The organism is Streptomyces sp. CNP082 (genome assembly GCF_059570535.1).
Genome location: NZ_JCANSZ010000035.1, coordinates 34251 through 59949, shown reverse-complemented (window position 1 = coordinate 59949; position 25699 = coordinate 34251). Strand labels below are relative to the sequence as shown.

The window sequence follows — 25699 nt, the reverse complement described above, 5'->3', positions numbered from 1 at the left end:
TTGCGTGGAGTGTCAGCGCTCGTCGGCGAGGGCGAGGCCGTGGACCTCGGCGGCCGTCCGGTCCACGATCTCGGCGGCGGTGACATCGGGGGCGGTCTCGACGAGCCGGAAACCCTCTGCTGTCACGTCCAGTACGCCGAGGTCTGTGATGACGCGGTTGACGCATGCTCTGCCCGTGAGCGGCAGGGTGCACTCTTCGACGAGCTTCGGGCTGCCGTCCTTGGCGGTGTGCGTCATGGTCACGATGACGCGCCGTGCCCCGTGGACCAGGTCCATGGCGCCTCCGATGCCGGTGACGAGCTTTCCCGGTACCGCCCAGTTGCTCAGATCGCCTTCGGCGGACACCTGCATGGCACCGAGTACGGCGGTGTCGATGTGACCGCCGCGGATCATGGCGAAGGAGAGGGCGGAGTCGAAGAAGGAGGCGCCGGGCAGGACGGTGGTGGTCTCCTTGCCGGCGTTGATGAGGTCAGGATCGACCTTCTCCTCGTCGGGGAAGGGGCCGGTGCCCAGGATGCCGTTCTCCGATTCCAGCACCACTTCCACGCCGGAGGGCAGGTGCCCGGGGATCAGCGTCGGGAGCCCGATGCCGAGGTTGACGTACTCGCCGTCGCGCAGTTCGGACGCCGCGCGGGCGGCCATCTCCTCGCGTGTCCAGACCATCAGGCGCGCGCCTTCCGGGTCGTGCGCTGCTCGATCGGCTTGTCGGCGGCCTGACCCGCGGTGAGCGGGAGAACGCGTTGCACGAAGATCCCCGGCAGATGGACGTGGTCCGGGTCGATCCCGCCGGGTTCCACCAGTTCCTCGACCTCGGCGACGGTGACGCGGCCGGCCATGGCGGCCAGAGGATTGAAGTTGCGGGCGGACTTGTTGAAGGCGAGGTTGCCGTGCCGGTCGCCCCTGGCTGCCCGCACGAGGGCGAAGTCGGTGCGGATGGCGTACTCCAGGACGTAGGAGGTGCCCTCGAAGTCGCGGACCTCCTTGGGCGGCGAAGCGACTGCGACGCCGCCTTGGCCGTCGTAGCGCCACGGCATGCCGCCGTCGGCGACCTGGGTGCCCACACCGGCCGGGGTGTAGAAGGCGGGGATACCGCTGCCGCCGGCCCGCAAGCGCTCGGCAAGTGTGCCCTGCGGGATCAACTCGACCTCCATTTCCCCGGCGAGGTACCGGCGGGCGAACTCCCTGTTGGCTCCGATGTAGGAGCCGGTGACCCGGGCGATTCGACCCGCGGCGAGCAGGACGGCGAGGCCGCGCTCCATGGCGCCGCAGTTGTTGGAGACTACGTGGAGGGCACCGGCGCCCGCCTCGTACAGGGCCTGGATCAGTACGTTCGGCACCCCGCTGAGTCCGAAGCCGCCGACGGCCACGGAGGCGCCCTCGGCTATCCCCTCGACCGCCTCGGCAGCCGTGCCGATCACCTTGTCCATCCACCCCCGCTTTCGTTCGTTCAGTGAATTATTGTTCATGCACGAGCGCGTGTGCAGTGTTGTCCCAACAGTTCAGCCGTGTCAACGGCCTCGGACCCCGCGGGTAGCGTGCGCTCCCGGAACGAGAGCAGGAGGGCATCCGATGCCGCGAACCCCGACCGCCGTCCCGGCGGCCGAGCCGACCGCCACGCCGGGTGGGGAGTCCGTCGCCACCCTGGAGCGCGGACTGGCCGTCGTCGGCGCCCTGTCCGCCGATCCCGGAGGGCGCATGCGCCCCAGTGATCTCGCCCGCGCCACCCGGCTGGCACGGTCCACCGTCGACCGGATCGTCAGCACCCTGGTCCGGCTCGGCTACCTGCGCGCCGAGGGCCGCGACGTGCTGCTCGCCCCGCGGCTGCTGGAGCTGGGCAATGCCTATCTCGCTGCGAGCGGAGTGCCCGATGCCGTGGACCGCTACGCGCTGCGGCTGGCCGACGCGCTGGACGAGTCGGTGTCGGTGTGCGTTCCCGACGGGGACGGGGTGCGTTTCGTCACGCAGTTCGCGAGGCGGCGCACGATGGTGGTCAGCTTCCGCGTGGGCGATCTTCTGCCCGCCGAGTGCTGCGCGCCGGGCGCCCTGTTCGCCATCGACTGGGACGAGGCCCGATGGGCGGGCTGGCTGCGGCGGGTGAGCGATCAGCCTGGCCGTTCGGCCTTCCCGGCCCTGCCTGCGAGCGAGGGGCCGGAGCGCGGCGCGGAGGACTTCGAGCAGCGGACGGCCGAGGCGCGGGATACCGGCCACGCCGTGGACGACCAGCTCATCGAACCCGGCCTGATCGCGGTGTCGGTACCGGTGCACGACACGGACGGGGCGGTCCTCTGCGCGGTCAGCGTCGTCAGCCACACCAGCCGGCACACCGCCGACAGCCTCGCCGCGCACGCCCTGCCCCGGCTGCGGGCGTGCGCGGCGGAGATGGCGGCGGAGCTGGCGCACGCCGGCGGCGAGGTACGGAGCGCGACGCTGTCCCCGATGCTCGACGATGCGTATCTGCGCGCTGCGAAGAGGGAACTGGGGCCGGACTTCCTGCAGTCACTCGCACGGGGCTTCGCGGTCCTGAGCACACTGCGCCTCCCCGGCGGCCTCACCCTGACCGATGTCGCCGAGGGCACCGGTCTCGCCCGCTCCACCGTGCGGCGGTGCCTGCTTGCCCTGCGGCATCTGGGGTATGTCACGGTGTCCGCCGACGGGCGGCGCTTCGTCCCGCTTCCCCGTGTCCTGGAGCTGGGGTACGCGCCGCAGTCGCGGCTCACCTTCGACGAACTGGCGGCCCCCCATCTGGCGGCCTTGGTCCAGCGGGTGCACGACTCCGCCTCGGTCGCCGTGCTCGACGGTGCGGAGATCAGATACGTGGCCAGGGTCGCGGCCACCCGCGTCATGGGCGTCGAACTGGCGATCGGCGCCCGGCTGCCCGCCTACGCCACGTCGATGGGGCGGGTGGCGCTGTCCGGGCTGACCGATACGGAGCTGGCTGACCGGCTGCCGCGGCCCCTGACGCCCCTCACCTCGTACACCCGCACCTCCAGGGCCGGCGTCACCGCGGCGGTCAAGGCGGTGCGGCGCGACGGGTACGCGCTGGTGGACCAGGAACTGGAGGAGGGGCTGCGCTCCATCGCCGTACCGATCCGGGATCAGGACGGCCGCGTCGTGGCCGCCGTGAACGTGGCCGCACACGCAGCCCACCGCAGCGCCGACGAACTGCGCGGCGACGTGCTCCCCGAGCTGGCCGCCACCGCCGGGCGGATCGAGGCGGATCTGGCGGCGGCGATCGAGAGGTACCCGGAAGTTCTCGTGTCCGCGGGGAAAAGGGTCCCGTCAAGGCGTTGACACCTACGACGACGCTGCTCCAAACTCAGGGCCCGATAGTGGACCTTATTTCACCTAGCGAACAATCGGGCAGACGTTGGTGTTGGCTGAGATCGTGAGGCTGGGCAGGGACCGGTGACGGATGCGTACTGAGGTCGGGATAATCGGGGCCGGACCCGCCGGACTCCTGCTCGCCCGGCTGCTGCATCGTGCCGGCGTCAGTTGTGTGGTGCTGGAAAGCCGTGACCGCGCCTACACCGAGCAGCGTCAGAGAGCCGGGATGCTCGAACAGGGCACCGTCGACGCCCTCCGGGCCGCGGGCGCGGGTGAGCGCCTCAACCGGGAAGCGCTCGAACACGACGGGATCGAGCTGCGATTCGACCGTCGTTCGCACCGGCTGGACTTCCCCACGCTGACCGGCGGCCGCTCGGTGTGGGTCTACGCGCAGACCGAGATCGTCAAAGACCTCGTCGGCCTCCTGGTCGAGGACGGCCCACCGCTGTTCTTCGAGGCCGAGGCGGTGGACGTGACGGGCCTGGACGGGGAGCTCCCGGTGGTCCGTTTCCGTACCGGCAGCGGCGAATCCATCCTCACCTGCGACTACGTCGTAGGCTGCGACGGCTACCACGGCATCACCAGGTCGGCGCTGCCGGCGTCGGTCGCCCGTACCTACGAGCGCACATATCCCTACGCGTGGCTGGGCGTTCTGGCCGAAGCGCCGCCGTCCAGTGAGGTGCTCGTCTACGCCCACTCCCCGCGCGGCTTCGCCCTGCACAGCATGCGCTCTCCCACCGTGAGCCGGCTGTACCTCCAAGTGCCGGCCGGCACGGACGCCGCGGCCTGGCCCGACGACCGGATCTGGGACGAACTCGACGCCCGCTTCGCCATCGACCGGGACTGGAGTCTCACCCGCGGCCCTATCACGTCCAAGGCCGTGCTGCCCATGCGCAGTTCGGTGACGGAGCCCATGCGCCACGGCCGCCTCCTGCTCGCCGGGGACGCCGCGCACATCGTGCCGCCGACCGGCGCCAAGGGCCTCAATCTGGCCGTCTCGGACGTAGTGGTCCTCGCCGAGGCGCTGGCCGACCGCAAGGACACGGGGTCCACCGCTCTGCTGGACGCGTACTCCGACACCTGTCTGCGCCGGGTCTGGCGGGCCGAGCACTTCTCCCACTTCATGACCACCACCCTGCACACCGACCCCGGGCAGAGCCCGTTCGACACGCGCCTCCAGCTCGCTCAGCTCGACCGCATCACCTCCTCCCTGCACGCCGCCGCCGATCTGGCGGACAACTACGCGGGACTTCCCATCGGCCGTCACAGGACATGACCACTAGGGGCTAGACATGCGTCGTTTGCTCGTAGGGCTCGCCGCCGCCGCACTCACCGTCGGCAGCCTCTCGGCGTGCACGGACTCCGAATCCGCCGACGGCACCGACTCGGCCGGCGACTCCGGCGAGACCACCGCCGTCAAGGTCGGCGTCATCCCCATCGTCGATGTCGCTCCCCTCTACCTGGGCGAGGAGAAGGGCTTCTACCGGAAGCACGGCATCGACCTCTCTCTCGTGCCGACGCAGGGAGGCGCTGCCGTCGTGCCCGGGGTGGTCAGCGGCGACTTCCAGTTCGGCTTCTCCAACGTCACGTCGCTGCTGGTCGCGCAGAGCAAAAAGGTGCCGGTCAGGGCTGTCGCCAACGGCGTCGCCTCGACCGGTCAGGACGGAGCCGACTTCGGCGGCATCACCGTGAAGAAGGACAGCCCGCTGAAGTCCGCCAGGGATCTGGAAGGCAAGAAGGTCGCCGTCAACACCCTGGAGAACATCGGTGACACCTCCGTGCGGGCATCGGTCGAGAAGGCGGGCGGAGACTCGTCGACGGTGGAGTTCGTGGAACTCCCCTTCGACCAGATGCCCGCGGCTCTGGACGCCGGACAGGTCGATGCGGCCTGGGTGGTCGAGCCCGGACTCGCCACGATCAAGGCCCAGGGAGGGCAGGTGATCGCCTCGAACTACGTCGACGTCGCCGCCGACCTCACGGTGGCCATGTACTTCACTTCCACCGAATTCGCCGAGAAGAGCCCGGACGTGGTGAAGGCGTTCCAGGACGCCACCCGCGAATCGCTCGCCTACGCCGACAGCCACCCCGACGAGGTGCGCCAGATCATCACCACCTACACCAAGATTCCCGAAGCGACGCTGAAGGACGTCACCCTGCCCAAGTGGCCCGAGGAGCCCAACCGCGACTCCATCGACACTCTTGCCGAACTGGGCAAGCAGGACGGGCTGTTCAGCGAGATCCCGAACCTGGATGAGCTGCTGCCGTGACCCGGATTCCCTTCGGGGGCAGGCGCAGCTCGGTGACGCTCGGCCTGGCCGGCATGGCCGGGCTGCTCCTGACCGTCGAGGTGCTGCCGCGGGCCGGCGCCGTCTCGGCCGACTATCTGCCGCCCACCACCCGGATCATGCGGGCCCTGGCCGTCGAGCTCAACGACCGGGCCTTCTGGCGGGCAGTCGGCGACACTCTCACCGGCTGGGCTCTGGGCCTGGCCATCGCGGTCGCGGCAGGTGTGCTGGCCGGAGTTGTGATCGGAAGCGTGCCGTTCCTCAGGGCGGCGACCGCTTCCACGGTCGAGTTCCTCCGCCCCATTCCGTCGGTGGCCCTCATCCCTCTCGCGGTCCTGCTGTACGGCACCGGTCTGGGCTCGACGCTGCTCCTCGTGGTCTACGCCGCCTTCTGGCAGGTGCTCATCCAGGTGCTGTACGGCATCAGGGACGTCGACCCCGTCATGCGGGACACCGCGCGTTCCTACAGCCTGGGCACGTGGGCGCGCATCCGCCATGTGCTGTGGCCCACCGCGCTCCCGTATGTGATGACCGGGGTGCGGCTTGCCGCCGCGGTCGCTCTGATCCTCGCCATCACCGCGGAGCTGATCATCGGTTCCCCCGGGCTCGGTTCCCGGATCGCGGTGGCCCAGACGTCCCAGGCCGTGCCCGAGATGTACGCCCTCATCATGATCACCGGTCTGCTCGGGCTGCTCATCAACATCGCCGCGCGGGCNGTCGAGCGCCGTGCGCTCTTCTGGCACCAGTCAGTACGCGGGGAGGCCGTCTTGTGAGTGGGCTTCTGCGACGTCTCGTCCTGGCACTGGCCCTGCCCGCTCTCCTGGCCGGTCTGTGGTGGCTGCTCTCCCGGGACAGCGAGAGCATCTACGCCCCTCCGCTGTCGACCATCCTCGCTGTCACCGACGACGTGTGGACCGCGGACCGGCTCACCGGCGATGTCCTGCCCAGCCTGCTCCGCCTGGCCGGCGGGTACGCCCTGGCGGCATTCGCCGGGGTCGGAATCGGCGTGCTCATCGGCAGCTACCCGGCCGTACGCGCGCTCACCGAACCGGTGCTGGAGTTCTTCCGTGCCATCCCGCCCCCGGTGGTGATTCCCGTCATCATGCTCTTCGCCGGCATCGGGGACACCATGAAGGTCACCGTGATCGCGGCGGGCTGTGTGTGGCCGGTCCTGCTCAACACGGTCGAGGGCGTGCGTGCCGTGGACGGCGTGCTCGCCGAGACCGCCCGCTCCTACGGCATCACCGGCGTCTCCCGGCTGCGGCGGCTCGTGCTGCCCGCCGCGGCGCCGCAGATCTTCACCGGGCTGCGGCAGGCGCTGTCCATCGGCATCATCCTGATGGTCATCAGCGAGATGTCCGCCGCCAGTAACGGTCTCGGATTCACGATCGTCCAGTTCCAGCGCAGCTTCGCCATTCCCGAGATGTGGAGCGGCATCCTGCTGCTCGGCACCATCGGATTCCTGCTGTCCGTCATATTCCAGATGGTCGAGAACCGGGCTCTCGGGTGGTATCGCGGACTCCGTGGCTCCCAAGGATCGGGCTGAGTCGTATGACATTCGTGGAGGGACGTCACCCGATGCTCGACGTACGGGGCCTGAGAAAAACGTACCGGGGGCACGGACGGGAGGTGGAGGCACTGCGTGATCTCACCTTCACCCTCGACCCGGGCGAACTCGTCTGCCTGGTCGGCCCGTCGGGGTGCGGAAAGACCACCCTGCTGAAGTGCGTCGCCGGACTGCTCACCCCCACGTCGGGAGAGATCCTGCTCGATGGACACCCCGTCACCGGGCCCCGGCCTGGAATGGCGGTGGTATTCCAGGAGTACAGCCGCAGCCTCTTCCCCTGGATGTGCGTGCGCGACAACGTCGAACTGCCGCTCCGGCAGAAGAAGTCCCTCGGAAAATCACGCCGGCGAGACCTGGTCGAAGACGCGCTGGACACAGTGGGCCTCATAGCTGCGGCCGACGCCTACCCATGGCAGCTCTCCGGCGGAATGCAGCAGCGGGTAGCAATAGCCCGCGCGCTGGCCTACGAGCCGGAGATCCTGCTGATGGACGAACCGTTCGCGGCTGTCGACGCACAAACCCGGGCGGGATTGGAGGACCTGGTCAGAAATCTGTGGCAAGAGCGCGGGATGACCGTACTCTTCGTCACACACGACATCGACGAAGCCGTCTACCTGGGACAACGCGTCCTCACGCTTTCGGCGTCCCCCACCGTGGTCCAGGACGAGCTGACCATCAGCCTGCCCCACGAGCGGGATCAGATGGAAACCCGGGCCGACACCCGGTTCGTCGAACTTCGTACGCACGTCTACGCCCAGATACGGGCCGCCTCGAAGGATTCTGCGCCAACGAAGTGACCGGCCGGACCCCCTATTTCACTGCCGCGCCGCCACCAGATGAGTGACCGGATGCTCCGCGAGCGCGGAGTTCGCTCGACCCTCATCCGCCGAGTCGTGTCCGCAACGAAAGGGCACCAAAGGACGTTCAGATCGGACTGTGGCCTTGTCCCGTAGCCGTTCGCGCGCTCCGTCTCCACTGTCGGACACGGTTCTTTGCTCTGGTTTCAGGAAGAGAGCCGCGGAGCAACGACGTTCGCGGGGCGGGTTTTTCGCCAATCTCGGTGGGGCTTGATTGCAGGCGGGTCGAAAGTTTCGTAAGTCGTCTCGATGACTGAGAACGAACGTGTCCGCTGGGTGGGTTTACCTCCACGCTTTACGTGCGGTCCTAGCCGGGGCGTGGTGGGTGCGGGGGTGTCCACTTACGACATAGGGAAATTATCATCGATTGACGTATTAATAAGGCGGCGACCTCATTTAGTGCGGCATTGGTGCAGCCTCCGGATCAACCACCCTCCGCGGATGCGTCCGTTGACTGTTCATATGGCCGACCATAGCGTCAACCGTATCTCCAACAGCCACCGGCGTCCGCCGGCCGGCTTGCCGATGACCGAGAAAGGGTGACACTGATGACAGGTTCATCAGCCCGACGTCGAACGAGAACAAGGGGCCGGCCTTCGATCGGCGGCAGTCGCACCGCACGCGTTCTCGGAGTGATCGCCGCCGCCTTCATGATTGTCATGAGCGCGACGAGTGTGGCGAGTGCCCGGGGCGGAGCCGCCGAGTCGGGCCGTGAAGCCGTGGCCGCCACCGTGAGCGGTCAGAACCCCTCAAGGGCGCTGCAGAACGAGATGGGCTTCATCGGCTGTTCCATGGCGGAGAACGTCGCGCAGGGGTACCGCGCGGTCGGCGGGACGCGGATGTGGGGTCCGTACGGGACAGGCGGCATGGTCGTGCAGGCGTGGACCGATCCCAACTCCAGCGCCTGGCAGTCGTTCGACCGGCAGAAGAACCAGTACGGGACCCCGACGGCCGTGTGGATACAGATCTGCATCTTCGCCCAGAACGGCGCAACCTATGACGAGGTGAAGCAGCTGATCGCCAACACCCGCCAGCACACCTCCTCCAGCACGACGATCTACATCACCGGACAGCCGTTCTACGACCCGGGCCAGAGCTGCTTCCTGGCAGGCGCCAACGGCCCCCAGCTCACCGACGACCTCGCCCGGCAGGCCGCCGCCGACCCGACGCAGAACGTCGTCTACTCCGGCTCGTTCCACCTCGCGAGCAACGAGGTCGCCGACGGCTGCCACGCCAACACGGCGGGTCAGCAGTCGCTCGGCAGACAGGCCATGGGGTTCTGGGGCTAGCCTCGCTGCTCCGGCCGGGCACGGCTGGTTGTGGAGCGGAAGCGCAAAAGTGCCCTCCTGACCTGGAACGATGACCTCTGCTGAGGGGAAGCGCGCCGACGGCTGCGGCGACACCTGTGGCCGCAAGCCCAGCTAGTGCCCCGAGTGAGGGGCGCCGTCGAGGGGCGGGGATGCGCGACTTGCGGCTGCACGACGCGCGCCGCACACCGCCTCCACTGTCCTGCTTCTGGCCGGGGATACCGGAGAGGAAAGTGACGGCAGCCGGGCGAGACAGGCCGCGGGCATGCTGACCAGGGTGGAAGGGGTAATCGGGACCACGGCTCAGACCGATCCGCCTCCGGGCAACGACGAGGCCCCGCAGCGGCGTGCCGGTGCGGGGCCTCGTTTTGCCTGGTCAGGCGGGGTGCGGAGGATACGAGATTCGAACTCGTGAGGGTGTGAACCCAACACGCTTTCCAAGTCGCCGTGCGTGGGTCCGCGGGCGGACTACGGCGTCCTGACCTGCGGTTGAAAGCGGCGATGAGCGTTCGGCGGGCCGTGCCGGACGGCAGTGAATGAGACCAAAACTGAGACCACCCCTGGTCCCGTCGTCCCACGTCAGGTCGTCTTCTGGGCATGATTTGCCGGATCTTGCGAGTTCACTCCGGACTGCTCGCCAGCGGGTCGGGAAGGGAACTGCGACCGGATTTGGCCGTCCTTCGCTCTTTACGCCATGCGCCCGACCCCACACTATCGGTAATCAAGATGGTTGAGGGGGCGGGGCCGATGGCTGTAGGAACGAGCAAGGCGTACTGGAGCGAACAGGGTCTGCCGAGTGTTCTGAAGCACAGTCTGCTTGGCCGCTACATTCCGCAGTTCGGAGGGATGACCGGGGCGCGCGATGGCCGGGTGATCTATCTGGACGGCTACGCCGGGGAGGGGCGGTATGAGAGCGGCGAGGCGGGATCGGCGGAGATCGCGATGCGAGTGGCCTCCAAGCATCTGTCGCAGCATCGGTTGCGCTGGACGTGCTTCTTCACGGAGCGGGAACCGAAGTCGTTCGAGCGCCTGGAGAAGGTGGGGGCGATCTACCGGAGGCAGGGGGTAGATGCCCGGGTGCACCACGGCGATGTCGACAGCGTTCTGGATGAGGTGTTACGTGCTGCCACCGGCATGCCGCTGTTCCTTTTCCTCGATCCATGCGGGCTCGGGCTGCCCTGGCAGCGACTGGTGCGCGCCATGGCGGCGCGCCGGACACCGAAGCGATGGCCGCCCACAGAGTTCCTGATGAACTTCAGCATGGTTGCCGTGCGCAGGCTGGGCGGAAACGCGCGATCAGACAGGGGCGTCGAGCGGTCCTCGGAGCGGTTCGACGAGGTGTGTGGTGGTCGATGGTGGCGGGACTTCTTTCCTGCTGGGAAGGTGACGGCGCCCGGTGCGGACGAGGCGGTGGCCGCGGAGTACGCACGACGGCTCGCCGCCGCCACTGGCATGCTGGTGCAGACGGTCCCAGTTGCGAAGGCCCCCCACCACAAACCGGTGTACCACCTGGTCTTCGGCACATGGCGTCAGCACGGATTGTGGGTCTTCGGAGATGCCGCCGCCCGGGCTCGCAATGCCTGGTGGGAGAAGCTGGAAGTGGCCGATACGCAGAACGACCCGGATGCCCTGTTCTCCATCACGTCGTTGATCCGCCCTGATCCGAAGATACTGACCGACGAGGCGGTGCCCGTGATGGCCCAGAACCTGGATCAACTGATACAGCACGGCCGACCGATCAAACTCGTCGATCACACGTTGGCGGTCTTCGGCGAATACTACGGGCAGGTGACCGAACTGGCTGCACGCCAAGCCGTCAAGCGCCTGCACCAGCAGGGCAAGACACCGAGCACCGGAGTCAGCAAAGGCGGAAGGAAGATCCGGGACTTGGTCGTAGAGCCGTTGCGCTGAATCATCCCACCGCTGCGGTCATCGGCATCTGGTCCCAGGTGCGGCCCTGCAGCAGGCGCCCGCTGACTTTCGGTGTGCGCCCACCCCACTGCTTGAAGAAGAAGGCCACTCCGGCTTCTTCGCAAGCATCCCGGATCTGAATCGCCCAGACTTCGTTCATGGGTCGGTGGCCGGGGCCTGACTCCCCACCGGCGATCACCCAGTGGATACCGGTCAGTTCCAGACCACCAAGCGAACCGAGCAAGGGTTCACAGGAAAGAAATCGCACCGCGGCTGGCACCCGTCTCAGGTCATCCACTCGGGGAAGCTCCTTGGCGCTCTCCACTGATACGCCCATCCACACGTTCGGCGGCCACGGTAGGTGCTCGGCGATCTGTCGGAGCCTGCGGGCCCGCTTGGTGAGGATCTGATAGGTGTGCTGCGGGGTATCGGCCATCACCTGGAAGACTTGCTGGACAAAGTCCAGCGGTACGCGGGCATGAAACAGGTCCGACATCGAGTTGACGAATACTGTTCGCGGGCGCTTCCACCCGTAGGGCACCCGCAGCGCGCCTGGATGCACCGTCAGCGCAAACCCTGGTCCTGACGTCCGTGGCTCACCGTCCTGCTGGTACTTCTCCGCGCCCATCGCCTTCAGCCGCTTCGCCAGTGCCAGCGCGTAGCAGTTGTCGCAGCCAGCAGACAGACGATCGCACCCGGTGGTCGGGTTCCAGGTCGCCTCTGTCCACTCGATCGAGCTACGGTCACTCACAGGACCCCCTCTGCATGCCGGCTGTTCGTCACCGCGCCCACGGTTCGCGGCGTGTCCAACGATGTCGAACCGCGTCGGACACCGCCATCCAACCACCGCCGCTAACTTCCCCAAATTGAATACACCAACGCACACCGCGAGGCGAGCGCAACAGGACAACCTCCCGACCGCAGAAGGCGCGGTTGTACCGGCCAGGCCGCCGGGGAGGACACCGAGGGCGGCTGCGGAGCCCTCGCCGCCGGGCTCCTCCAGATCGGCATCGAACCCGGAGACCACTGACCTCCGTGCCTCGGATCGCGGCCCGCCTGGCAGAACCCTCCCGATCGGCACGCGAACTGGCCATACTCGTCGGTGAGTTGTGGCAGTCATCAGACGGTCAGCGGGGACGCTATGACGGCGAACACAGGTACGGCGCGGGGCAGCACCCTCTTCGGCACCGCGGCGGTGGTCGCGGCCGTGGCCGGGGGCGTGGGGGTCTTGTGGGTTCCCGTGCGAGACGTCGCACTGGCTGGTTTGTGGCCGCTCGCGGGCTGGCTGGTCCTCGCTGGGGTCGCCTGGTGGTGTGCCGAACCGGCGCTCAACCGGAGTGCCGCGACCTCCCGCGGTGCGAGTGGCTTCCGGACGCGCCGGCTGAACACGGCCGGCCTCCTGGCGACGGTCCTGGTGGCCGAACTGACGATGCTCGGAGCCCGGTTCGCCCGCGCTCACGAGTACGCGTCGGCGTGGGCGTCCGGGGGCGTACTCCTCGTGCTGATCGCCGGGGCCTCCTGGCGTATCTCCGCCGTCAACAACGGCACGCGCGGCTGGGGCAGCCCCGTGCCGTCCGACAACTTCCCCGTCATCGTCGCGTTCGGTCTGGCCGAGGCATGCGGCGGCTGGCTCACCGCCCGGTTCGCCGTGGAGGGGCCGCCGTCGGCGGCCTGGGTGCTGGGCTGCGCCGTGGTGGTGCTGGCGGGGGGCTTCTGGCTGTCCGGGTCCTGGGGTGCCGATTACCCGCACCTGACGGTGTTCGGTTCGGCCGCGTTGCTGGGCGTGGCCGGTGTCGTGGCGCGTTCGGCGGTGCGCGGAGAGACGGCGGCCTCCTGGTCGGTGGGCGGGGCGGCCGCGGGGATTGCACTGCTCATCGTCCTGGTCCCTGCCCTGTCGGAGCTGCGGTGGCCCAGGGCGGGCCGGGGTGCGGGGGCTCCGCCAGGGGCACAGCTCGCCGGGGTGCTCGTGCCGCTCGGCAGCCTCGCGTGGGCGATGTGGAGCGGGAAGCCGTGGAGTGGGCCGGACTCTGGTGACCGGCTGGTGGAGGCGGGCTGGCTGGCGGTGGCGGCAGCCGGGCTGCTGGCGGCGCAGTACGGAATGCTGCTCTGGACGAACACGGCGCCATCGGCGGACCGGGCGTCCGGGCTGGCCAGCGTGGTCCGTACGACCCCACGTGGACACCCCCGCCCGGTGCCGGACGACCTCGCCCGGCTTACCGTCCCGCAGCGCCTCAGGAGCCCGCTCCAGTCCCCCGGCCTGATCAACCTTCTCCGGCGTGCCGCCCTGACCACTGGGCTCGCCGTCGACGAGATCTGGCCCCGGATCGCGCTGGTCGTACCCGACGAGGTCGGCCGGCGGATCCGGAGCGGGGAACGGAGCGTCCTCATCTGCCGGATCGCCGTCGCGAGTGCCCTGTGCACGACGGGCGTCTGGCTGTTCGTCACCCTCGCCGGCTTCGGCGGGATCGACGCCGAGCGGGGGGTGGCCGTGCTGCCTGTCGCGGGACCGCTGGCGGTGGCGGCTGCGGCGTTGGCGCAGGCGCGCAGGTCGCTGGTCGAGGTGTACGAAGCCAAGGCGGACGCGGTTGGTGTGTACCGGTACGACCTGGCGAAAAGGATGCACCTCTCCGTGCCGGAGAACCCTTCGGGCGCGGACATGCGCCGGCTGGCCGCCGAGTTGAGCGGTGACCGGGATCCGGACCTTCACGAGGAACGAGGTAGGGCCGGGCTCAGAGCGGGCGATCGTGCCAGGCCCGACGAGTTCGCCCTCGCCGTCGCGAGCATGGTGAGCACGGACCTGAGGAGCATGGTGCTCCACTCCGTACGGGACGAGCTGTCCTCCCTGACGGCGCGGAATCCGGTCGCTGGCACTCCTCTCACGGAAAGCCAGCTAGCCCTTCTCGCCCAGGAGGTCGCCCGCGCCACGGCACAGCCGGTCGGCACCCGGCTGGAGCGGCATCTGTCGGGTCTCCAGAGGAAGTTCCACGAGGAGATGCGGTCGGCTATCCGCACCTCGCTGACGGAGGCCGTGACCGGCCCCGCTCTGACGAACTTCGTCGGCTACTTCGCCGTCGTGCTGGAGGACAGCGACGCACGGGACGTACGGGCGGAGGGCGGCACGATCAGGGCACCTTCGGGGCGGCGCCTCCGGCTGTCGGTCTCTCTCGTACGCGACGAGCAGATGGGGGAGTTCCCCTCGGTGGTCGCGAGTCGGCAGGGCAGCACCTTCTTCGTCGTGGAGCCGATCCGTGTCGAGGGCGGCCGGAGTGCCGGCACCGCCTCCTTCGACGTCATGGCCGACAGCCCCACGCTCACACCCCTGCCCCAGCGCAAGAATCTCCGCGTCGAGGACAAGCAGCAGACCACTTTCGTGGTCCAGGTGCCGGAGGAAGGCAACCACGAGATCTGGCTGCAGCTCTATCAGGCCGGCCACCTCGTCCAGGTCGTCGCCCTGAAGATCGAGGCGACGGAGGCGACGGGAGAGGGATGAGCGAGGCTCGGCCGCCGGATGTCTCCGTCCGGGCCCTGACGACCGACGGGGCGACCCACCTGGAGTTCACCGCCCTGCGCGAGGACGTGGCACCGCTGCGCGTCACCCTCGTCGGCGGCGATGCCGCGCTGACCCGGGTCCGTGAGGCCCTGGACAAGGGGCTGACCCGCCTCAAGGACGAACTCACCGGCTTCGAGATCGAGGACGGGGAACTCGACCGGGTCTTCCAGAGTCTGCACCGCCTCGGCCGTACCCTGCTCTTCACCCTGTTCGGCCTGGAACAGTCCGTCCTCCAGGGGCTCCAGGCGTTCTGGAACAGGGCTCTGCCATGCGGCATGAACCCCACCCTGCCGCCCCCGCTCGTCGAATGCGTCGGTGTCCACGACGGCTTCCTGCCCCTGGAGTTCCTACCGCTGTTCCGGATGTTCCCGGGCGATCCGGTCGACACCCGGGGCGCCTTCGCGGCCGCGTGCCGGACCTTCGTCGGCTACTCGTGCGTGGTCCGCCGCGCCCTGCTCACCGCCCCCGTGCAGGGCAGGCTCGCCCTGCACACCGGGGCGCAGGGGCGTCTCCCCGCCCGCTACTTCTATTACGAGCACCTCGAAGGAGCGGCCGAGGAACTGGCATGGTTCGCCGACTCCGGAAAGCACCACATCGACCTCGAAGGCCCGTACCCCGACGGGGCGGACGGCGCACCGGACCTCGCCGCGCAGATCTTCGACCCCCGGCTCCTCCTCGACGGCACCCGACGCGAACTCCCGGACCAGATCCAGCACTTCGCCTGCCACTGCTACACCCGCTCCGACGACGCACTCGCCGCAGAGATAGAACTCAGCGGCGCCGGCCACCACTCCCGCACCACGGTCGGTGACCTCGGGGCCGACCTCCTCGCACTCGCCGCGAGCCGGGAACGGCGCACCTTCGATCTGCCGCTCGTGGTGATGAATGCCTGCGGCTCGGGCCGGATGCGCGCCCCCGGGGCGCCTTCGTTCCCGTACCTCTTCCTCAAGAACCGCAACCGAGGCTTCATCGGCACCGAGACCGAGATCCCCGACGACGTCGCCGCCGCATTCTCCAGAGCGCTGTACGAGCGCTTACTCATCCGTCGACTGCCGCTGGGCCGAGCGCTCCTTGAGTCGCGCCTGCACCTTCTGCACACGCTGCGCAATCCGCTCGGCCTCACCTACGCCGCGTACGCCGACCCCGGCCTGCACGTCTGTCCCACCCCTGAGGAGACACTCCATGCCCGAGCCCACCCCTGACGCCGACGCCGACGGCACGATCAGCGTTCTCGGCCTGGAGGACACCGACCACGGGCGCGCTGATCGCCTGTCCTTCCGCCGGCGGGAGGACTGGCGGGTCGCCCGCACGGAGATCCCCGCGGAAGCACTCCGGGCCCGCCTCGACGCCTTCGTGACCACGATGCAGGGCGTGATCGACTCCCTCCCGCAGCGCGCGGGCGAGTTCAGCCTCGACGAGGTCACCTTCAGCGCTGAGGTGAGTGCCAAGGGCACCGTGTCGCTGCTCGGCTCCGGGGGCGAACTGGGAGGGCAGGCGGGCATCACCTTCACGTTCACCCGGACCGGCACCCCTGGGGAGGAAGCTCCGGTCTCCCATGCTGCCGTCGCGCCGGGTCAGCGGAGGACGGGGTAGTTGGCGCGGAAGGTGTAGTCGAGTGGGCCGTGAAGGCGATCATGGGCTGGTCGTCTTCTGCGAAGCCCAAGCGCTACCAGCACGTCACCGACCCGCTCCTGCGCGAGGCCGCCCACAAGGTCGGCGGACTACTGTGGACGAAGCCGGACAGTGCCGTGATCGGGGACACCGAGCGAGCGCCTGACCAGGGCGCTCACGGCGCCACCTGAGGGGCGACTGCAACCAAAACTGCAACCAGTGCCCTCTACGGCCACAACGAGGCCCCGCAGCGACGTGCCGCTGCGGGGCCTTGTTTTGCCTGGTCAGGCGGGGTGCGGAGGATACGAGATTCGAACTCGTGAGGGTGTGAACCCAACACGCTTTCCAAGCGTGCGCCCTAGGCCTCTAGGCGAATCCTCCGCGGGCAACAGTACAAGACGGGGTGGGGTGGTCGCGAACTCGTTCGCCGGGGGTGGGATCGGTTAAGGTGGACTCGCCCCTCACGCGGCGCTAACTCGCTGAACTCCCCCAGGGCCGGAAGGCAGCAAGGGTAGGTGGGCTCTGGCGGGTGCGTGGGGGGCACCTCGTTGTGCGGGGTGGTGTGCGGGGGCGGGGGTTTTCGCGGGTGGACGCCGTTGTCGGCGGTCACCGATATCGTCGTAGTCGTGTCGCAGCTCGCTCTCTACCGCCGCTACCGGCCCGAGACCTTCGGCGAGGTCATCGGGCAGGACCATGTGACCGGCCCGCTGCAGCAGGCGCTGCGGAACGGGCGGGTCAATCACGCGTATCTGTTCAGCGGGCCGCGCGGCTGCGGGAAGACGACGAGCGCGCGCATCCTCGCCCGGTGTCTCAACTGCGAGCGGGGGCCGACGCCGGAGCCGTGCGGGGAGTGCCGCTCGTGCCGGGACCTCGCGCGCAACGGGCCGGGGTCGATCGACGTCATCGAGATCGACGCCGCGTCGCACGGCGGTGTGGACGACGCGCGTGAGCTGCGGGAGAAGGCGTTCTTCGGGCCGGCTGCCAGCCGGTACAAGATCTATATCGTCGACGAGGCGCACATGGTCACCTCCGCGGGGTTCAATGCCCTGCTGAAGGTGGTCGAGGAGCCGCCCGAGCACCTGAAGTTCATCTTCGCCACGACCGAGCCGGAGAAGGTCATCGGGACCATCCGGTCCCGGACCCACCACTACCCCTTCCGCCTCGTCCCGCCCGGCACCCTGCGCGACTATCTCGCGGACGTCTGCCGCGTCGAGTCGATCCCGGTCGAGGACGCGGTGCTGCCCCTGGTCGTACGGGCCGGGGGCGGCTCCGTGCGGGACTCGATGTCCGTCATGGACCAGTTGCTCGCCGGGGCCGGTGCCGAGGGTGTGACGTACGCCATGGCCACCGCCCTCCTCGGGTATACGGACGACGCCCTGCTCGACTCCGTCGTCGACGCCTTCGCGGCGGGCGACGGGGCGGCGGCGTTCGCGGTCGTGGAGCAGGTGATCGAGGGTGGGCACGACCCGCGGCGGTTCGTCACCGACCTGCTGGAGCGGCTGCGGGACCTCGTGATCCTCGCCGCCGTGCCGGACGCCGGCGACAAGGGGCTCATCGACGTTCCGGCGGACGTGCTGGAGCGGATGCGGCGCCAGGCCGACGCCTTCGGCGCGGCCGAGCTGAGCCGCGCGGCCGACCTCGTGAACGAGGGGCTGACCGAGATGCGCGGCGCCACCGCGCCGCGGCTGCAGCTTGAGCTGATCTGCGCGCGCGTGCTGCTCCCCGGCGCGTACGGGGACGAGCGTTCGGTGATGGCCCGGCTGGACCGCCTGGAGCGCAACGCCGCGACGGGCCCGCCGGCCATGGGGTACGTACCGGGACCGGACGCCCACCAGCCGCCCCGCGACGGTGTGGGTGGTGGGGGTGACGCCGTAGGCGGTGTGGGTGGTGCCGTCGGTGGTGGCGGTGGTGGCGGTGGTGCCGCTGGTGGTGGTGGGGGTGCCGCTGGTGGCGGTGGTGGTGGCGGGGGTGCCGTCGGTGCGGATGGTCGTGGCGGTGGCGCTGGTGGGGGCGCTGTCACCGGTGGGGGTGCTGAGGCTGCTCGGGCGGTCCTTGCCGAGCGGGGTGGTCCGGTTACTCCCGGTGCCGGGTCCTCCGGGCCCGGGGCTGGAGCCCCTTCGGCCGGCGGTGCTGGCGGGTCTTCTGGGGCTGGGGCACCTGTGGCCGGCGGTGCTGGCGGAGGGGGTTCTTCGCCGCCTCCGGCGGCCGGTGGCGGCGGGGGGCAGGCCCGTCGGCCCGGGGCCTGGCCCGGGAGTGCCCCGGCGGCGTCCGGGGCGGGGGGCGGGGGCGTAGCGCCCGCGGCGGCGGCTGCGCCCGGGCCCGCGGCCGGACCGGCGGCTGCGCCCGCACCCGTGGCGGGAGCGGCGGCTGCGCCTGCGCCTGGATCTGCGGGTGCGCCGGCATCTGGATCTACGCCCGCACCTGCGGGTGCGCCTGCGGCTGCGGCTGCGGGCGGTGGTGTCGTCGCTGCTACGGCCCAGGGGGTGCCCGCGCAGCAGGGCGGTGGTGTCGCGGGGGCCGCTTCCGTGCGGCAGATGTGGCCCGAGATCCTCGAGGCCGTCAAGCACCGGCGGCGCTTCACCTGGATCCTGCTCAGCCAGAACGCCCAGGTCACCGGGTTCGACGGCGGGACTCTCCAGCTCGGCTTCGCCAACGTCGGCGCCCGCGACAGCTTCGTCAACGGCGGCAGCGACGAGGTGCTGCGCGAGGCGCTCGCGGAGCGGTTCGACGTGCAGTGGAAGGTCGAGGCCATCGTGGACCCGACCGGCGGCAGCGGCTCCGGGGGGCCCGGCGGTGCGCCGGGCGGCTCCGGGGGCGGTCCGGGCGCGGGGGGCGGGTTCGGCGGCGGCGGTGCTGGCGGCGGCGCCGGGTTGCGGCAGTCCGTACAGACCTCGCCCGCGCCCTCCGTACCGGCGCCGGCTCCTCCCCGGCAGCCCCGGCCCGCGGCCGGCTCCGGCGGGGCGCCTCCGCCCGATCCCGGGCCGCCCCCCGATCCCGGCCCGCCTCCGCCGCCGCTGGAGGACGACATCCCCGACGAGGACGACCCCGACCTCGACGACACCGCCCTGTCCGGCCACGACCTCATCGTCCGCGAGCTGGGCGCCACCGTCATAGAGGAGATCCGCCACGACTAGGCCGCGTCCTCCGGAAGGATGAGGGCGGCCGGGGGAGCGGTGACTCCCCCCGGGGCAACCCCGGGGGAGCGCGTCCTCCCTGCGATGGACGGCAGCGCGGCGGCTGAGAACGTAGGCTCGCCTGGACCGGCCGGACACCCGGCCGGCGACCTCGACGGCGTAGGTCGAGATGCCGGCCGAGACGTAGGCACAGAGAGACGTAGGCACAGAGAACTGCGGTAGCGCGACAAGGAGCGAGCGACGTGATGCCTGGTGGTGGCCAGCCCGACATGCAGCAGTTGCTGCAGCAGGCCCAGAAGATGCAGCAGGAGCTTGCCTCCGTCCAGCAGGAGCTGGCCGAGACGCCGGTCGAGGGGAGCGCCGGCGGCGGGCTCGTGAGGGCCACGGTGACCGGCTCCGGCGAACTGACCGGTCTGGTGATCGACCCGCGCGCCGTCGACCCCGAGGACACCGAGACGCTGGCCGACCTCGTCGTGGCCGCCGTGCGGGACGCGAACAGCGCCGCGCAGCAGCTTCAGCAGGAGCGGCTCGGCCCGCTCGCGCAGGGGCTCGGCGGGATGCCGGGGCTGCCCTTCTGACCCCTCCCGGAGGCCCTCGGGGGCCCGTTCCCGCGGCCTCGCGGGGTCGTTCCCGGCCGTCCGGATCTGCCGGGTTCCGGAACCCGAGGCCACCCCAGAAGCGGGTTGAACCCGGCGGTAGCGGCTAGCTTGGTGCAGGAGAGCGGACACGAGAGAGGCGTTGCGTGTACGAAGGCGTGGTCCAGGATCTGATCGACGAGTTGGGCAGGCTGCCCGGCGTCGGTCCCAAGAGCGCGCAGCGCATCGCCTTCCACATCCTGCAGGCCGAGCCGGCCGACGTCCGCCGGCTGGCGCATGCACTGACCGAGGTGAAGGAGAAGGTCCGGTTCTGCGCGGTCTGCGGGAACGTCGCGCAGGAGGAGCAGTGCCGGATCTGCGCCGACCCGCGGCGCGACCCGGCCGTCCTGTGCGTGGTCGAGGAGCCCAAGGACGTCGTGGCCATCGAGCGGACCCGGGAGTTCCGCGGGCGGTACCACGTGCTCGGCGGCGCGATCAGCCCCATCGAGGGCGTCGGCCCGGACGACCTGCGGATACGGGAGCTGCTCGCCCGGCTCGCGGACGGTGCCGTCACGGAGCTGATCCTCGCCACCGACCCCAACCTCGAAGGCGAGGCCACGGCCACGTACCTGGCCCGCATGGTCAAGGCCATGGGTCTGAAGGTGACCCGGCTGGCCAGCGGTCTGCCGGTCGGAGGGGATCTTGAGTACGCGGACGAGGTCACGCTCGGGCGCGCTTTCGAGGGGCGGCGATTGCTCGATGTCTGATACGGAACCACGTGCCCGCCGGCTGGATCCCGGCGCAGCGCCCAGCAGCCCGGCAGGCCGCCGCACGCGGCCGGGTGGCGCGCGGGGCGCCGACAGAGGAGGTCTGCTCGATGTCTGACGCCACCCTGCACCAGGCGACGCAGGACCCGGACAGCTTCGCGGTCCAGATCGCCGACTCGATCGAGAGCTTCATCGTCGCGGTCACGGAGGTCGCCAAGGGCGACGAGCCGAACAGCGCCGTGCCCTTCCTGCTGCTGGAGGTCTCGCAGCTCCTGCTGGCCGGCGGCCGGCTCGGCGCGCACGAGGACTTCGTACCGGAGGAGCGGTACGAGCCGGACACCGGGCCCGAAGCGGACGTCGACGAGCTGCGTGAGCGGTTCGCCGAGCTGCTGGACCCGGTGGACGTCTACTCCGAGGTCTTCGACCCGTACGTGCCGCGCAGCACGCCTGTCGCCAGCCGGATCTCCGACGACCTGGCCGACGTGATCACCGACTTGCGGCACGGCCTCGCGCACTACACCACGGGGCGGGTCAACGAGGCGCTGTGGTGGTGGCAGTTCTCGTACCTGTCCAACTGGGGCCCGACCGCGAGCGCCTGCCTGCGCGCGCTGCAGTCGCTGGTGGCGCACGTACGGCTGGACACGCCCCTGGGGGAGCTGGACGGGCTCGACACCGACAGCGACGCCGCGCTGGACGACGGGCGGCTGGAGGAGGAGGCGGGGCGCGTGATGGCGGAGGAGATCGCGGAGCCGCTGGGGCTCCGGCGCAGCTGAGCGCGGGGGCTGGGGCCTCGCCGGGCGGCTGGGGCTGCCGCGTATCCGGGAGGCTCAGGCTGCGGCGTATCCGAGAGGCTGCGGCTGCTGCGTACTCGGGTCTGGGGGCGTGGTGTTACGGGCCGGGGGCGCGCCCCGTAGCGCGTACGGCGCGCGGGTGCGGCGTACGCGCCCGGATTGTGGGGCTCCGGATGTGAGCTGCCTTACGTTTCCGTGTGCCTTCCGCGGGTCCCGGGCAGGTGCGTCACCGAGCCGGCACGCCCCGTTGCGTACCCGCCGGCTCGGTAGAATGAGCCGACCGAAACACCATTGCGAGGAGCGCACGTGGGCCTTGTCGTGCAGAAGTACGGCGGCTCTTCCGTCGCCGACGCCGAGGGCATCAAGCGCGTCGCCAAGCGGATCGTCGAGACCAAGAAGGCCGGCCATCAGGTCGTCGTCGTGGTGTCCGCGATGGGCGACACGACGGATGAGTTGATCGATCTCGCCGAGCGGGTCTCACCGATCCCCACCGGCCGCGAACTCGACATGCTGCTCACCGCGGGCGAGCGGATCTCCATGGCCCTGCTGGCGATGGCGATCAAGAAACTGGGGCACGAGGCGCTGTCGTTCACCGGCAGCCAGGCGGGCGTGATCACCGACGCCGTGCACAACAAGGCGCGGATCATCGACGTCACACCCGGCCGGATCCAGGAGGCGGTGGACAAGGGCGCCATCGCGATCGTCGCCGGCTTCCAGGGGGTTTCGCAGGACAGCAAGGACATCACCACGCTCGGCCGCGGCGGCTCGGACACCACGGCGGTGGCGCTGGCGGTGGCGCTGGAGGCGGAGGTCTGCGAGATCTACACCGACGTGGACGGCGTGTTCACCGCCGATCCGCGGGTGGTGAAGAAGGCCCGTAAGATCGACCGGATCCCGTACGAGGACATGCTCGAACTGGCGACCAGCGGGTCGAAGGTCCTGCTGCACCGCTGCGTCGAGTACGCCCGCCGGTACAACATGCCCATTCACGTCCGTTCCTCGTTCTCGGGGCATCCGGGCACATGGGTAGGCAATATCTCCGAGGGAGCAGAAGGCATGGAGCACGCGATCATCTCCGGAGTCGCGCACGACGTCTCCGAGGCGAAGATCACGGTGGTCGGTGTCCCGGACAAGCCGGGCGAGGCCGCCGCCATCTTCCGCGCGATTGCGGACGCCGAGATCAACATCGACATGGTGGTGCAGAACGTCTCGGCCGCCGCCACCGGCCTGACCGACATCTCCTTCACCCTGCCCAAGACCGACGGCCACCGCGCGATGGAGCTGCTGACCAAGGCGCAGCCGTCGATCGGCTTCGAGTCCCTGCGCTACGACGACCAGGTCGGCAAGATCTCCCTCGTCGGCGCCGGCATGCGCTCGCACCCGGGCGTCACGGCCACGTTCTTCGAGGCGCTGTCCAACTCCGGGGTCAACATCGAGCTGATCTCCACCTCCGAGATCCGTATCTCGGTGGTGACCCGCGAGGACGTCGTCAAGGACGCGGTACGCGCCGTGCACTCGGCGTTCGGCCTCGACAGCGAGAGCGACGAGGCGGTCGTCTACGGCGGCACCGGCCGCTGAGCGGGTTTGCCACCTGAGCGGGTTTGTCACTTGAGCGGGTTTGTCACTTGAGCAGGTTGTCACTTGAGCAGGTTTGTCACCGATCCGTTGGTCCATACCGCTTGCGCCGAACACCCTTGCCATCCGAGGATTGCGGTTCGCGCCGTCTGCAACCGCGGCGGCGCCGCGAAGCGTCTCTGTCCCTGCCCGCATTGGCCGGCCGCACGGGTAGCGAGGGAGTGGGCATGGCGGTACGCGTGGTGACACCACCGGTGTTGCCGCCGTGTGCGTACAACCTTGACAGGGGTCGGTGTGTCAAACAGGCGTGGCAGAGGCACTCAGCATTGCGACCCTTCCGGCCGGCCCCGCGCTGCGCCCCGGTTCCTCCGCGGCGCCCCGGGGGCTGCCGGTGATCGCGCCGTGGTCCGGCCGGTCTGCCGCGAAGAAGTCCGCGGGGGACGCTGACGACGCCATGGCGGAGGGCACCAGCGTCGACCACCTCACCGAGACGTACCAGACCCACTACCGGTCGCTGCTCGGTCTCGCCGCGCTGCTGCTCGACGATCTCGCCTCCTGCGAGGACGTGGTGCAGGAGGCGTTCATCCGCGTGCACTCGGCGCGCAAGCGGGTCAAGGACCCGGACAAGACCCTCGCCTATCTGCGGCAGACGGTCGTCAACCTGTCACGTTCCGCGCTCCGTCGGCGCATCACCGGGCTGAAGCTGCTCTCCAAGCCCATGCCCGACATGGCCAGCGCGGAAGAGGGTGCGTACGAACAACTGGAGCGCGACCAATTGATCCAGGCGATGCGCGGGCTGCAGCGCCGGCAGCGCGAGGTGCTCGTGCTGCGTTACTTCGCGGACATGACCGAGGCTCAGGTGGCCGAGGCGCTGGGCATCTCGCTCGGCTCCGTCAAGGCGTACGGCTCCCGGGGCATCGCCGCACTGCGGACAGCCATGGGAGCGCGGACATGAGCGAGCGTTTCTACGGATCGGGCCCGCCGTGGGAGCGGGGTTCCGAGGGATCCGGCGGGTCGGGCGCGGGGGCCGGGACCGGGGCCGGACGCGGGGCAGTGGACGTGGCGGAGACGGCTGGGACGGCGGAGACTGCCGAGTTGCCGGATGCGCCGGATACGGCGGATACGGCGGAGGCGCCGGCGGGCTCGGACGAGTTGACGGCGGCGGTGTCCGGGGCGGCGGTGCCCGAGGCGGCAGGACCGGACGACGGGGCGGCGGCGCGGGGTGCGTCGGGTCCGTCGGAGGGATCCGGCGGTGCGGAGGGGCTGGACGGCCCTGGTGTTCCGGACGGCTCTCGTGTCGGTGTTCCCGACGGGCCGGGTGGTCTGGGCGGGCCGCGTGGGTTGAGCGGTCCGGTCGGCTTCGGTGGTACGGGCGGTCCCGGCGGGGCCGGGATCCCGCGGTGGCCCGGCGGCTACGGCGACGGGGACGGCGGTGACGACGCGGACGGCGAGGACGAGCTGCGGCTGCTGCTGCACTCCGCGGTCGACGGCCTGGAGCCGGCGCCCGGCACGCTCCAGTATCTGCAGCGGGCGGTGCCCGCGCGGCGCGCGCGCCGCCGCCAGTTGGTCGCGGTCGCCGCGGTCGCGGTGGTCGCGCTGGCGGTCTCGGTGCCGGCGCTGATGAACGTCGCCGGCTCGACCAGCGAGAAGAGCCCGCGTCAGGACGTCGCCAACAGCCAGCCTCCCGGCGCCGGGCAGGGCGGGGGCGGCACCGTGGAGGGCAACGACTCCGACGCCACCGCCGGCAGCAAGGAGCCGGGCGGCAAGGAGGAGAAGACGCACAGCCCCGGGCCCGACGAGAACACCGCCGCCCCGACCGGCGGCTCCGAGGACACGACGGTCGCGGAGCCGTGCGCGCCGGCGCAGATCAGCGAGCCGGTCGCGGCCAGCCGCACGCCCGACGAGGCGGGCCGGGTCACCGGCTCCTTCACCGTCACCAATGTCTCCAGCACCGCCTGCGCGGTCGAGTCGTCCGAGGGCGTGCGGGTGGGCGGCACGTTCGGCGCGGCGAGCGCGAGCGCGGTCGACACCCGAACGCACACGGTCGGCGACGCCGCCACGGACCTGCTGCCGCCGCCGGAAGCGACCGGCGCGCTGGTGCTCGCGCCCAGCGAGTCATACGTGGTGGAGTTCGCCTGGGTGCCGGAGACCAGCAGCGACGGCGGCTGCACCACCTCCGCCACCACGCCGGCCCCGGACCCCAGCGACGACACGCAGTCCTCGCCGGACGAGACCCAGTCCGAGACCGACCAGGGGACCGAGACTGGCGGCGGTGACACCGGCGGCACCGGCGAACCGGGCGAAGGCGACGGCACGGGCGACGGCTCCGTCACCCTGACCCACTCGCCGGAGGCCGACTCCTCCGCCGTGGCCAGCGTCACGGTCGAGAACGCCTGCGCCGGCACCGTCTACTACACCGAACCGCTCCCCGGCACCTGACCCGGC

22 protein-coding genes, 1 tRNA gene and 1 other RNA gene are annotated in these 25699 nt (G+C 70.2%); 20 read left to right on the top strand and 4 right to left on the bottom strand.

The window, feature by feature from the left end; translation table 11 throughout:
- Window positions 1–12: 12 nt before the first annotated feature.
- Both B124_RS24950 and B124_RS24945 read right to left on the bottom strand, forming a co-directional pair.
- Window positions 13–663 carry a CoA transferase subunit B gene (locus B124_RS24950; protein ID WP_496505185.1) on the bottom strand — a complete coding sequence of 217 codons (651 nt, stop codon included), beginning with the start codon at window positions 661–663 and terminating at the stop codon, window positions 13–15.
- A complete protein-coding gene (locus B124_RS24945) occupies window positions 663–1427 on the bottom strand; it encodes a CoA transferase subunit A (RefSeq protein WP_496505184.1) in 765 nt (254 codons plus the stop codon). The genes B124_RS24950 and B124_RS24945 overlap by 1 nt, the downstream gene beginning before the upstream one ends.
- A 142-nt stretch (window positions 1428–1569) precedes the next feature.
- Here B124_RS24945 and B124_RS24940 point away from each other — a divergent pair, with 142 nt between their 5' ends.
- From B124_RS24940 to tcmP, 8 genes are all read left to right on the top strand, one after another.
- Window positions 1570–3291 (top strand): IclR family transcriptional regulator domain-containing protein, encoded by a 1722-nt coding sequence (locus B124_RS24940; RefSeq protein ID WP_496505183.1) that lies wholly within the window; start codon window positions 1570–1572, stop codon window positions 3289–3291.
- 121 nt (window positions 3292–3412) lie between these two features.
- Window positions 3413–4600 carry a 4-hydroxybenzoate 3-monooxygenase gene (locus tag B124_RS24935; RefSeq protein WP_496505182.1) on the top strand — a complete coding sequence of 396 codons (1188 nt, stop codon included), beginning with the start codon at window positions 3413–3415 and terminating at the stop codon, window positions 4598–4600.
- Window positions 4601–4616: 16 nt separating this feature from the next.
- Window positions 4617–5591, top strand: coding sequence for an ABC transporter substrate-binding protein (locus tag B124_RS24930; protein ID WP_496505181.1), 975 nt, complete (start codon window positions 4617–4619; stop codon window positions 5589–5591).
- A gap of 53 nt (window positions 5592–5644) precedes the next feature.
- The gene (locus B124_RS24925) at window positions 5645–6382 is read left to right on the top strand and encodes an ABC transporter permease (protein WP_496505208.1); all 738 of its coding nucleotides are present in this window, start codon (window positions 5645–5647) and stop codon (window positions 6380–6382) included.
- The gene (locus tag B124_RS24920) at window positions 6379–7155 is read left to right on the top strand and encodes an ABC transporter permease (protein WP_496505180.1); all 777 of its coding nucleotides are present in this window, start codon (window positions 6379–6381) and stop codon (window positions 7153–7155) included. The genes B124_RS24925 and B124_RS24920 overlap by 4 nt, the downstream gene beginning before the upstream one ends.
- 5 nt (window positions 7156–7160) lie before the next feature.
- Complete coding sequence (locus tag B124_RS24915; RefSeq protein WP_496505179.1) at window positions 7161–7973, top strand: ABC transporter ATP-binding protein; 813 nt, start codon at window positions 7161–7163, stop codon at window positions 7971–7973.
- Window positions 7974–8692: 719 nt separating this feature from the next.
- Window positions 8693–9322, top strand: a complete 630-nt coding sequence (locus tag B124_RS24910) for a hypothetical protein (protein WP_496505178.1) — start codon at window positions 8693–8695, stop codon at window positions 9320–9322.
- Window positions 9323–10087: 765 nt separating this feature from the next.
- Window positions 10088–11251 (top strand): three-Cys-motif partner protein TcmP, encoded by a 1164-nt coding sequence (tcmP, locus tag B124_RS24905; protein WP_496505177.1) that lies wholly within the window; start codon window positions 10088–10090, stop codon window positions 11249–11251.
- A 1-nt stretch (window position 11252) separates the two neighbouring features.
- Here the strand turns inward: tcmP and B124_RS24900 are convergent, their stop codons facing one another.
- Complete coding sequence (locus B124_RS24900; protein WP_496505176.1) at window positions 11253–12002, bottom strand: DUF5131 family protein; 750 nt, start codon at window positions 12000–12002, stop codon at window positions 11253–11255.
- Between the two features lie 390 nt (window positions 12003–12392).
- Between B124_RS24900 and B124_RS24895 the strand changes: the two genes are divergently transcribed.
- Genes B124_RS24895 through B124_RS24880 form a run of 4 tightly spaced genes read left to right on the top strand, consistent with a single transcriptional unit; the run spans window position 12393 to window position 16603 of the window.
- Window positions 12393–14741 (top strand): hypothetical protein, encoded by a 2349-nt coding sequence (locus tag B124_RS24895; RefSeq protein WP_496505175.1) that lies wholly within the window; start codon window positions 12393–12395, stop codon window positions 14739–14741.
- Window positions 14738–16003, top strand: coding sequence for a CHAT domain-containing protein (locus B124_RS24890; protein WP_496505174.1), 1266 nt, complete (start codon window positions 14738–14740; stop codon window positions 16001–16003). Before B124_RS24895 ends, B124_RS24890 begins: the two co-directional genes overlap by 4 nt.
- Window positions 15984–16394: a Pepco domain-containing protein gene (locus B124_RS24885; RefSeq protein ID WP_496505173.1), complete on the top strand. Its 411-nt coding sequence runs from the start codon at window positions 15984–15986 to the stop codon at window positions 16392–16394. Before B124_RS24890 ends, B124_RS24885 begins: the two co-directional genes overlap by 20 nt.
- A 29-nt stretch (window positions 16395–16423) precedes the next feature.
- Window positions 16424–16603 carry a hypothetical protein gene (locus B124_RS24880; protein ID WP_496505172.1) on the top strand — a complete coding sequence of 60 codons (180 nt, stop codon included), beginning with the start codon at window positions 16424–16426 and terminating at the stop codon, window positions 16601–16603.
- A gap of 105 nt (window positions 16604–16708) precedes the next feature.
- Here B124_RS24880 and B124_RS24875 read toward each other — a convergent pair.
- A tRNA-Ser gene (locus B124_RS24875) sits at window positions 16709–16793 on the bottom strand.
- A gap of 71 nt (window positions 16794–16864) precedes the next feature.
- Between B124_RS24875 and ffs the strand changes: the two genes are divergently transcribed.
- From ffs to B124_RS24835, 8 genes are all read left to right on the top strand, one after another.
- Window positions 16865–16961, top strand: an RNA gene (ffs, locus tag B124_RS24870) — signal recognition particle sRNA small type.
- Window positions 16962–17038: 77 nt separating this feature from the next.
- Complete coding sequence (locus B124_RS24865) at window positions 17039–19546, top strand: DNA polymerase III subunit gamma and tau (protein WP_496505171.1); 2508 nt, start codon at window positions 17039–17041, stop codon at window positions 19544–19546.
- A 269-nt stretch (window positions 19547–19815) separates the two neighbouring features.
- Window positions 19816–20124: a YbaB/EbfC family nucleoid-associated protein gene (locus B124_RS24860; RefSeq protein ID WP_496505207.1), complete on the top strand. Its 309-nt coding sequence runs from the start codon at window positions 19816–19818 to the stop codon at window positions 20122–20124.
- A 164-nt stretch (window positions 20125–20288) separates the two neighbouring features.
- A complete protein-coding gene (recR, locus tag B124_RS24855) occupies window positions 20289–20888 on the top strand; it encodes a recombination mediator RecR (RefSeq protein WP_496505170.1) in 600 nt (199 codons plus the stop codon).
- Window positions 20889–20998: 110 nt separating this feature from the next.
- Window positions 20999–21661, top strand: a complete 663-nt coding sequence (locus B124_RS24850; RefSeq protein ID WP_496505169.1) for a DUF5063 domain-containing protein — start codon at window positions 20999–21001, stop codon at window positions 21659–21661.
- 324 nt (window positions 21662–21985) lie between these two features.
- Window positions 21986–23257, top strand: a complete 1272-nt coding sequence (locus B124_RS24845) for an aspartate kinase (RefSeq protein ID WP_496505168.1) — start codon at window positions 21986–21988, stop codon at window positions 23255–23257.
- 388 nt (window positions 23258–23645) lie between these two features.
- Window positions 23646–24209 carry a SigE family RNA polymerase sigma factor gene (locus B124_RS24840; RefSeq protein ID WP_496505206.1) on the top strand — a complete coding sequence of 188 codons (564 nt, stop codon included), beginning with the start codon at window positions 23646–23648 and terminating at the stop codon, window positions 24207–24209.
- Window positions 24206–25693: a hypothetical protein gene (locus B124_RS24835; RefSeq protein ID WP_496505167.1), complete on the top strand. Its 1488-nt coding sequence runs from the start codon at window positions 24206–24208 to the stop codon at window positions 25691–25693. The genes B124_RS24840 and B124_RS24835 overlap by 4 nt, the downstream gene beginning before the upstream one ends.
- Window positions 25694–25699 lie beyond the last annotated feature (6 nt).

Coding starts and splice junctions, on each gene's coding strand:
- B124_RS24950 (WP_496505185.1), bottom strand. CDS start 663: ATGGTCTGGACACGCGAGGAGATGGCCGCCCGCGCGGCGTCCGAACTG.
- B124_RS24945 (WP_496505184.1), bottom strand. CDS start 1,427: ATGGACAAGGTGATCGGCACGGCTGCCGAGGCGGTCGAGGGGATAGCC.
- B124_RS24940 (WP_496505183.1), top strand. CDS start 1,570: ATGCCGCGAACCCCGACCGCCGTCCCGGCGGCCGAGCCGACCGCCACG.
- B124_RS24935 (WP_496505182.1), top strand. CDS start 3,413: ATGCGTACTGAGGTCGGGATAATCGGGGCCGGACCCGCCGGACTCCTG.
- B124_RS24930 (WP_496505181.1), top strand. CDS start 4,617: ATGCGTCGTTTGCTCGTAGGGCTCGCCGCCGCCGCACTCACCGTCGGC.
- B124_RS24915 (WP_496505179.1), top strand. CDS start 7,161: ATGACATTCGTGGAGGGACGTCACCCGATGCTCGACGTACGGGGCCTG.
- B124_RS24910 (WP_496505178.1), top strand. CDS start 8,693: ATGAGCGCGACGAGTGTGGCGAGTGCCCGGGGCGGAGCCGCCGAGTCG.
- tcmP (WP_496505177.1), top strand. CDS start 10,088: ATGGCTGTAGGAACGAGCAAGGCGTACTGGAGCGAACAGGGTCTGCCG.
- B124_RS24895 (WP_496505175.1), top strand. CDS start 12,393: ATGACGGCGAACACAGGTACGGCGCGGGGCAGCACCCTCTTCGGCACC.
- B124_RS24890 (WP_496505174.1), top strand. CDS start 14,738: ATGAGCGAGGCTCGGCCGCCGGATGTCTCCGTCCGGGCCCTGACGACC.
- B124_RS24885 (WP_496505173.1), top strand. CDS start 15,984: ATGCCCGAGCCCACCCCTGACGCCGACGCCGACGGCACGATCAGCGTT.
- B124_RS24860 (WP_496505207.1), top strand. CDS start 19,816: ATGCAGCAGTTGCTGCAGCAGGCCCAGAAGATGCAGCAGGAGCTTGCC.
- B124_RS24850 (WP_496505169.1), top strand. CDS start 20,999: ATGTCTGACGCCACCCTGCACCAGGCGACGCAGGACCCGGACAGCTTC.
- B124_RS24835 (WP_496505167.1), top strand. CDS start 24,206: ATGAGCGAGCGTTTCTACGGATCGGGCCCGCCGTGGGAGCGGGGTTCC.